This window comes from Actinomadura formosensis NBRC 14204 (assembly GCF_001552155.1).
In the GTDB taxonomy this organism is placed as follows: Bacteria; Actinomycetota; Actinomycetes; order Streptosporangiales; family Streptosporangiaceae; genus Spirillospora; species Spirillospora formosensis.
In genome coordinates, this window is sequence record NZ_BCQQ01000198.1 from 1 (window position 1) to 7,048 (window position 7,048).

Annotated in this window: 8 protein-coding genes; 2 read left to right on the forward strand and 6 right to left on the reverse strand. The window is 73.9% G+C overall.

Annotated features, from left to right (window positions below; all coding sequences use genetic code 11):
• From mshC to AF1_RS30875, 5 genes are all read right to left on the reverse strand, one after another.
• Positions 1 to 1,058, reverse strand: a 1,058-nt coding sequence (mshC, locus tag AF1_RS30855; protein WP_067807438.1) for a cysteine--1-D-myo-inosityl 2-amino-2-deoxy-alpha-D-glucopyranoside ligase, incomplete at its 3' end; no start/stop codon positions are given.
• Between the two features lie 150 nt (positions 1,059 to 1,208).
• On the reverse strand, positions 1,209 to 1,973 hold the full coding sequence (locus AF1_RS30860) for an NRDE family protein (protein ID WP_067807440.1): 765 nt from the start codon (positions 1,971 to 1,973) through the stop codon (positions 1,209 to 1,211).
• A gap of 48 nt (positions 1,974 to 2,021) precedes the next feature.
• Positions 2,022 to 2,810 carry an SCO1664 family protein gene (locus AF1_RS30865; protein ID WP_084263492.1) on the reverse strand — a complete coding sequence of 263 codons (789 nt, stop codon included), beginning with the start codon at positions 2,808 to 2,810 and terminating at the stop codon, positions 2,022 to 2,024.
• A 119-nt stretch (positions 2,811 to 2,929) separates the two neighbouring features.
• Positions 2,930 to 3,478, reverse strand: coding sequence for a DUF3090 domain-containing protein (locus AF1_RS30870; protein WP_067807444.1), 549 nt, complete (start codon positions 3,476 to 3,478; stop codon positions 2,930 to 2,932).
• 10 nt (positions 3,479 to 3,488) lie between these two features.
• Positions 3,489 to 4,202 (reverse strand): MSMEG_4193 family putative phosphomutase, encoded by a 714-nt coding sequence (locus AF1_RS30875; RefSeq protein WP_067807459.1) that lies wholly within the window; start codon positions 4,200 to 4,202, stop codon positions 3,489 to 3,491.
• A 67-nt stretch (positions 4,203 to 4,269) separates the two neighbouring features.
• Here AF1_RS30875 and AF1_RS30880 point away from each other — a divergent pair, with 67 nt between their 5' ends.
• Positions 4,270 to 5,241, forward strand: coding sequence for a magnesium and cobalt transport protein CorA (locus AF1_RS30880; protein WP_067807447.1), 972 nt, complete (start codon positions 4,270 to 4,272; stop codon positions 5,239 to 5,241).
• 23 nt (positions 5,242 to 5,264) lie between these two features.
• Here AF1_RS30880 and AF1_RS30885 read toward each other — a convergent pair whose 3' ends face one another.
• Positions 5,265 to 5,882 (reverse strand): hypothetical protein, encoded by a 618-nt coding sequence (locus AF1_RS30885; protein WP_067807449.1) that lies wholly within the window; start codon positions 5,880 to 5,882, stop codon positions 5,265 to 5,267.
• Between the two features lie 130 nt (positions 5,883 to 6,012).
• Here AF1_RS30885 and AF1_RS30890 point away from each other — a divergent pair, with 130 nt between their 5' ends.
• Positions 6,013 to 6,966 carry an aldo/keto reductase gene (locus tag AF1_RS30890; RefSeq protein ID WP_067807452.1) on the forward strand — a complete coding sequence of 318 codons (954 nt, stop codon included), beginning with the start codon at positions 6,013 to 6,015 and terminating at the stop codon, positions 6,964 to 6,966.
• Positions 6,967 to 7,048: the final 82 nt, after the last annotated feature.

Consider the following 7,048-nt stretch of genomic DNA (forward strand, 5'->3'; position numbering starts at 1 on the left):
CCGGACGGGCGGGCGGCGGCGGCGCGCCAGCGGGCGAGGCGGCCGGCCGCCTCGTCCAGCGAGTCCTGCGTCCACTCCCAGTCGGAGCGGTAGTGGTGGGCCAGCAGCGCCAGCCGGATCGCCATCGGGTCGGCGCCGGCCTTCCGCAGCTTCGACACGAACACGAGGTTGCCGCGCGACTTCGACATCTTCTCGCCGTGCAGGCCGACCATGCCCGCGTGGACGTAGGCGCGGGCGTGCGGGCGCTCGCCGGTGGCGACCTGCGCGTGCGAGGCGCTCATCTCGTGGTGCGGGAACGCCAGGTCCGAGCCGCCGCCCTCGACGTCGAAGACCATGCCGAGGTACTCGATGGAGATCGCCGAGCACTCCACGTGCCAGCCGGGGCGGCCCGCGCCGAACGGGGAGTCCCAGCCGGGCTCGCCGGGGCGCTGCGCCAGCCACAGCAGGGGGTCCAGGGGGTCGTGTTTGCCGGGCCGGCCGGGGTCGCCGCCGCGCTCGGCGAACAGCGGCGCCATCTCGTCCCTGCCCAGCCGGCTGACCTGCCCGAAGGACGGGTCGGACGCGACCGGGAAGTAGACGTCGCCGCCCAGTTCGTAGGCGGCGTCGCGGCCGCGCAGCTTCTCGATCATCTCCACGACCAGCGGGATCGCCTCGACGGCGCCGATGTACTGGTCGGGCGGCAGGACCCGCAGCGCGGTCATGTCCTCGCGGAACAGCTGGATCTCCCGGTCGGCGAGCTCGCGCCAGTCCTGGCCGGTGTCGCGGGCGCGCTCCAGCAGCGGGTCGTCGACGTCGGTGGCGTTCTGCACGTAGTGGACGCGGTGGCCGAGGTCGCGCCACACGCGGTTGACGAGGTCGAACGCCAGGTAGGTGTTGGCGTGGCCGAGGTGGGTCGCGTCATAGGGGGTGATGCCGCACACGTACATGCGGGCGGTGGCGCCGGGGGCGGTGGGACGCACCGTGCCCGTCCCGCTGTCGTGGAGGCGCAGCGGCCGGTCGGCGGCGGGCAGGCCCGCATCGGGCAGGCTGGGGACTTCGGGGGCGGGCCACGATCGCATACCGAAAGCTTATCCATGCCCAGCTTGCGGCTTTACTCCGAGATCATGGCAACCGTCCCGCGCTGCCCGGCGGGCGCGGTCGGTGAGGCGGACGAGCGGGTCCGGGCCCGGCTCTTTCCGCCCGGTTCCTTCCGAGGGCGTACCGCCGTTCTACCGGACCCGGCTCCATGCGTCGCCCTCGCCCGGCGCGGCGGAGAAGTCGTAGCGGACGCCGCCGCTGCCGAGCGCGATGAGGCTCACCGAGGTCGTGCCCCACACCCGCCCGTCGCCGAGGTCCAGCAGCGGAAGCAGCGCCCGGTGGTCGGCGCGGGGCAGCCCGTCCCCGTTCAGCAGCGGCAGCCAGGCGCCCCACGCCCGCTCCACCGGCTCGTCCGGGCCGGGCTCGGGCCGCGGCACGGCGGCGAACCGCGGCCGGAAGTACGCCAGCCGCGCCGCCATGTAGGCGTCCTCGGTCTCCCCCTCCTGCTGCCCCTCGCCTTCGAGCCCGCTGTTGACGATCATGTGCAGGCCCGCCCGCAGCTCGCGTTCGGTGAGCGTCTCCCCGTCCCAGCTCCACAGCCACACCCGGTCGGGTTCCGCGCCGACGAGGTGGAACGGGTCGAAGACCGCGAGATCCAGCGCGCCGAGCTTGCCGTCGGCCGCCACCCGCAGCGGCAGTTCCCCGCGCGACGCCCGCGCCGCCTCCGGCGCCATCCGGCCGCGTCCGTTCAGCACCACCGCGACCCGCGGCGCGTCCGGTTCCACCGCCAGCCACGTTCCGCCCGCCCGCAGGTCGCGCCCTCCGACGAGAGTGGGCCGCTCCGGCCAGTGCCGCCCCGGCCCCGTCCACTCCCGCGCCACGAACTCGTCCCGCACCCCCACCACGACCACGGGCACCGGGGAGGAGGGCTCAACACTGATGATCGCCGTGCACATGCCCCAATTGCAGCACTCCGCCTCGTTCGCCCGGCGGCTGGGGGCGGGCTAGAGCGGCGGCCAGGGGATGGCCGGCCAGTCCTCCGGGGGGTAGGGGTGGATGCGGTGTTTGAGCATCAGTTCCACGCGGCGGCGGGTGGCCTCGACCTCGTCGGGGGTGAGGAGTTCGGCGAGGCGGGTGCCGAGGGCGCCGCCGCGCAGGCCGGCGGCCACCCGGTCGAGGGCCTCCAGGGCCTCGGGGGTGAGGGGTTTGCCGCGCCACTGCCACAGGACGGTGCGGAGCTTGTACTCGGCGGAGAAGCAGACGCCGTGGTCGCAGCCGTAGACATGGCCGTCGCCGGGCGGCAGCAGGTGGCCGATCTTGCGGTCGGCGTTGTTGATGACGGCGTCGAAGACGGCCATCCGGCGGACGGCCTCGTCGTCGGAGCGGGACAGGGCGACGAGGTCGATGTCGGGGTCGGGTTCGACCCACAGCTGGACCATGCCGGGGCCGTAGGGGCCGTCGCGGTGCACGGTGGGCGGGACGGTGCCCCAGCCCATCGTCTTGGAGACCTCGTAGGCGGCGACCTCACGCTCGGCGAGGGTGCCGTCGGGGAAGTCCCACAGGGGACGTTCGCCGGCGACGGGCTTGTAGACGCAGTTGGCGGCCCCGCCGTCGTGTTCGATCGAGCAGTACAGGGTGGCGTTGGACGCCTGGACGAGGCGGCCCTCCACGCCGAGGCGCCCGGCGGACAGCAGCCGCTCGGCGGCGGCGACGTCGCGAGGGGACACCGGGCGGCCGGGCGTGGCCCGGCCGGTGCCGCCGGCGGGTGCCCGGTCCCGGGAGGACTGCGTCATGCGTTCATTCTCCCGGCGTCGCCGCCCGTGATCCAGCACGGCGGATCTTTTTCGTCCGCGCCGGGGCGGGTGGCGCGGCGGCACCCGCGCGGCCGGACGGGAAGGGTTCGGGGATCATGTCAGCCGAGGTATCCGTTCTGGCGGGGGCAGACATGGCCGTCGGTGTCGAGCGGCAGGCCGCACAGCGGGCACGGCGGGCGCCCGGCGGCGACGACCTTCAGGGCGCGCTCGGCGAACGCGCGGGCCTGCGCGGCGCTGATCCGGACGCGCAGCACCGCGATGGCGGGATCGTCCTCGCCGACCTCGGGCTCCTCGTCGGACTCGGTGACCTCCTGCGCCTCGATGACGACCTGCTCGTCGTCGGGGTCCCACGCGAGCGCCATCGTGCCGACCTTGAACTCCTCCTCCACCGGCTGGTCCAGGGGGGCGTCGTCCTGCAGTTCGGAGGGGGTGACGGCGGGTACCGGGGCCTCCCCGCCGCTGCGCCGCAGCACCTCGTCCAGCAGTTCCTCCAGGCGCTCGGCCAGCAGCGTCACCTGGAACTTCTCCAGGCCGACGCTGGTGACGCGGCGACCGGAGCGGGCCTGCAGGTAGAAGGCGCGGTCGCCGGGCCGCCCGACGGCGCCGGCAACGAAACGCTCCGGCAGGTCGTAGGAGATGACGGGCATGACTCCGACCCTACGCGCCGCCGCCCACGGGCGCGTCCCCCGACGCGAATCCCTCTTTCCCGGAACCTTCCCGCGGCGGCCGGGGAACCAGGGCGGCGACGTCGCCTCCGGTGTCGTTGAGCCGGACGACGAACGGGCGTGTTTCGGTGTAGCGGATCACGGTGAGGGACGCCGGGTCGGCCTGGATCCGCTGGAACTGGTCCAGGTGGAGGCCGAGCGCGTCGGCGACGATGGACTTGATGATGTCGCCGTGGCTGCACACCGCGTACAGGGCGTCGGGGCCGTGGTCGGCGGCGACGCGTTCGTTCCAGTCGCGGACGGCGGTGACGGCGCGGTGCTGCGCGGCGGCGAGGGCCTCACCGTCCTCGCCGGGGAACCGGGCGGCGCTCGGATGCGCCTGGACGACCCGCCACAGCGGCTCCTCGGCGAGTTCCTTGAGGGGGCGGCCCGTCCAGTCGCCGTAGCGGACCTCGCCGAACCGCTCGTCCGTCTCGATCTTCTCGATGGGCGGGGCGTGCCCGGCGGCGAGCGCCTCGGCGGTCTCGGCGCAGCGTTCGAGGGGGCTGGACACGACGGCGGCGAGCGGCAGCGGCGCCAGCCGGGCGGCGAGGGCGGCGACCTGGGCGCGGCCGCGGTCGTCGAGGCGCACCCCGGGCGTCCAGCCGGCCAGCACCGGGCCGGTCATCGCGGTCAGTCCATGCCTTACCAGGAGAAGGGTCGTCACGGCGGCCACTCTAGGAGATGCTCGGCATAAGGGCGGCGGACGGCACGGTTGCGGGAGGATACGTGCTGTGATCGTGGACAAGGCCATCTACGCGGGCGGGACGCGCCGCGACATCGACGGTGACATCAGCGACGCGTTCGACCTCGCCCGCCAGGACGGCGACTGCTTCCTGTGGATCGGCCTGTTCGAGCCCGACGAGGCGGAGTTCGAGCTGGTCAAGGACGAGCTGAACCTGCATCCCCTCGCCGCCGAGGACGCCGTGTCCGCGCACCAGCGGCCCAAGATGGAGCGCTACGACGACACCCTGTTCGTGGTGCTGAAGACGCTCTCCTACATCGACAGGACGTCCGACATCGAGGTCGGCGAGATCATGATCTTCCTCGGCCGGGACTTCGTCATCACCGTCCGGCACGGTGCCGGCAACCCGCTCGGTCCCGTCCGCAGGCGGCTGGAGGAGTCGCCGGAGCTGATCAAGCACGGCGCGACCGCCGTCCTGTACGCGGTGTGCGACGAGGTCGTCGACCGGTACGGGCTCGTCGCCCACGAGGTGGAGGTCGACATCATCGGGCTGGAGAAGGCCGTGTTCGATCCGGGCGCGCGGGACGTCACCGCCGACATCTACTCCCTCAAGCGGGAGGTGCTGGAGTTCCGCGGCGCCGAGGACCCGCTCGTCCCGGTGCTGCAGGAGATCGCCAAGGGCCGGGTCGCCGAGTGCGGCTCGACCCGCGAGTACTTCCGCGACGTCCTGGACCACCTGCTGCGCGTGGACGAGCAGGTCGACGCGCACAACGAGCTGCTCAACAGCGTGCTGACCGCGCATCTGGCGCTGCTCGGCAAGCAGCAGAACGAGGACATGCGCAAGATCTCCGCGTGGGCCGCGATCATCGCGGTGCCGACCGCGATCGCCGGGATCTACGGCATGAACTTCGAGCACATGCCCGAACTGCACTCGATCCTCGGATATCCGCTGGTCCTGGCGGTGATGGCCGTCGCCTGCGTGCTGCTGTTCCGCAGGCTCCGCAAGAGCGGCTGGCTCTAGCCCCCGCCCCTCCCCGGCTCTCGTCAGCCGTCCTCGCGGGGGGAGGCGGGCGCGGCGAGCAGGACGGCCCACAGGTGCGACTCGGCGCCCCGCGACTCCAGGCGCCGCCGTATCCGCTCCACGCCGCCGCGTGTCGGCACCGCCAGCCAGACCAGCAGCGGGTAGCCGAGGACGAACCCGGCGAGGAACACCGGTTCGCTGTGCCCCATCATGGCGAGCGGCAGGCCGAGCAGGATCACGCCCTCGGCCAGCGCGAACCGCAGCAGCACCGCCTGCCGGAACATCATCAGCGCCGTCCGGGCCGCGGCGCCGGGCTCGTCGCCCGGCTGCATGGGACGCGGCGCGCGGGGCCCGGCCAGCAGCGCGACCAGCGCGGCGGCGGCGAGCGGGGCGTAGCTCCACGGTGCCGCGTCCCCGCGGCCGTCCGCCACGATCAGCGGCATGATCGCCAGGATGAGGACGGGCGCGGCGAGCAGCACCAGCATCATCGTGCGCATCCGGCCGAGCTCGGTCCCGGCGCGCAGCGAGGCGAGGTAGCCGGGGTCGTCGCCCGGTCCCGCGCCGAACACCGGCGCCACGTCCGGGCCGCCGTCGCCCTCCGGGGTCTTCGGCGAGTACATCGAGAAGGGGGGTGGCGCCATGGCTGCGCACTTTAGCCCGCGGACGGGTCCCGGCAATAGTGCTCACCAGGATCTTCGCGCCGCGCCCGGATCCGGGCGGCCGGCCGCTCGCTTTCCGCGGGGTCGTCGCGGGCCGCTACATTGACCGCCTATGAAGGAGCGTCACCTCGGGCGGAGCGGGCTGCTGGTGTCCCGGCTGGGCCTCGGCACCATGACCTGGGGGCGGGACACCGGCCCGGACGAGGCCGCGGCGCAGCTCGTCACGTTCGTCGACGCCGGGGGCACGCTGGTGGACACCGCCGACGTCTACAACGACGGCATCAGCGAGCAGATCCTCGGCCACCTGCTGCGCGAGACCGTCGACCGGGACGGGCTGGTCATCGCGACCAAGGCCGCGATCAGGCCGAACGGCCGCTACGACGGCTCCCGGCGGCACCTGCTGCGCGCCCTGGACGCCTCCCTGGACCGGCTGGACCTGGACTATGTCGACCTGTGGCAGCTGCACGTCTACGACCCGGCCACGCCGCTGGAGGAGACGCTGTCGGCGCTGGACGAGGCGGTCGCGTCCGGCCGGGCCCGCTACGTCGGCGTGTCGAACTACGCGGGCTGGCAGGTCGCCAAGGCCGCCGCCTGGCAGCGCGCCTGGCCGGGCCGCGCCCCGGTCGTGTCGGCGCAGCTGGAGTACTCGCTGCTGCGCCGCGACATCGAGCGGGAGGTGGTGCCCGCCGTGCTGGACGCCGGGGCGGGCCTGCTGGCGTGGTCGCCGCTCGGCCGGGGCGTGCTGACCGGCAAGTACCGCACCGGCATCCCCGCCGGGTCGCGCGCCGCCGCGCCGCACTTCGCCGAGTTCGTCCAGCCGTACCTGGACGAGGAGTGCGCCCGCATCGTGGAGTCGGTGGTGACCGCCGCCGAGGGCCTCGGCCGCTCCCCGCTCGCGGTCGCGCTGGCGTGGGTCCGCGACCGGGAGGGAGTCGCCGCGCCGATCGTCGGCGCGCGGACCGCCGCGCAGCTCGATGCGATCCTGGAGAGTGAGAGCCTGGCGCTGCCGAACGAGATCCGCGGCGCGCTCGACGATGTGTCCGACACCGCGACGGGAAACCCGTGACCGACAACCCCGACCAGCCCGCCGACCAGCCCGCCGACCAGCCGTCGCCCGCCGAGCGGGCCGCGCGCGCCGCCGCGGCGAT

Excerpts from the sequence above, each read along its gene's own strand:
- AF1_RS30860 (WP_067807440.1), bottom strand. The coding sequence starts at position 1,973 with ATGTGCACGGCGATCATCAGTGTTGAGCCCTCCTCCCCGGTGCCCGTG.
- AF1_RS30865 (WP_084263492.1), bottom strand. The coding sequence starts at position 2,810 with ATGACGCAGTCCTCCCGGGACCGGGCACCCGCCGGCGGCACCGGCCGG.
- AF1_RS30870 (WP_067807444.1), bottom strand. The coding sequence starts at position 3,478 with ATGCCCGTCATCTCCTACGACCTGCCGGAGCGTTTCGTTGCCGGCGCC.
- AF1_RS30885 (WP_067807449.1), bottom strand. The coding sequence starts at position 5,882 with ATGGCGCCACCCCCCTTCTCGATGTACTCGCCGAAGACCCCGGAGGGC.
- AF1_RS30890 (WP_067807452.1), top strand. The coding sequence starts at position 6,013 with ATGAAGGAGCGTCACCTCGGGCGGAGCGGGCTGCTGGTGTCCCGGCTG.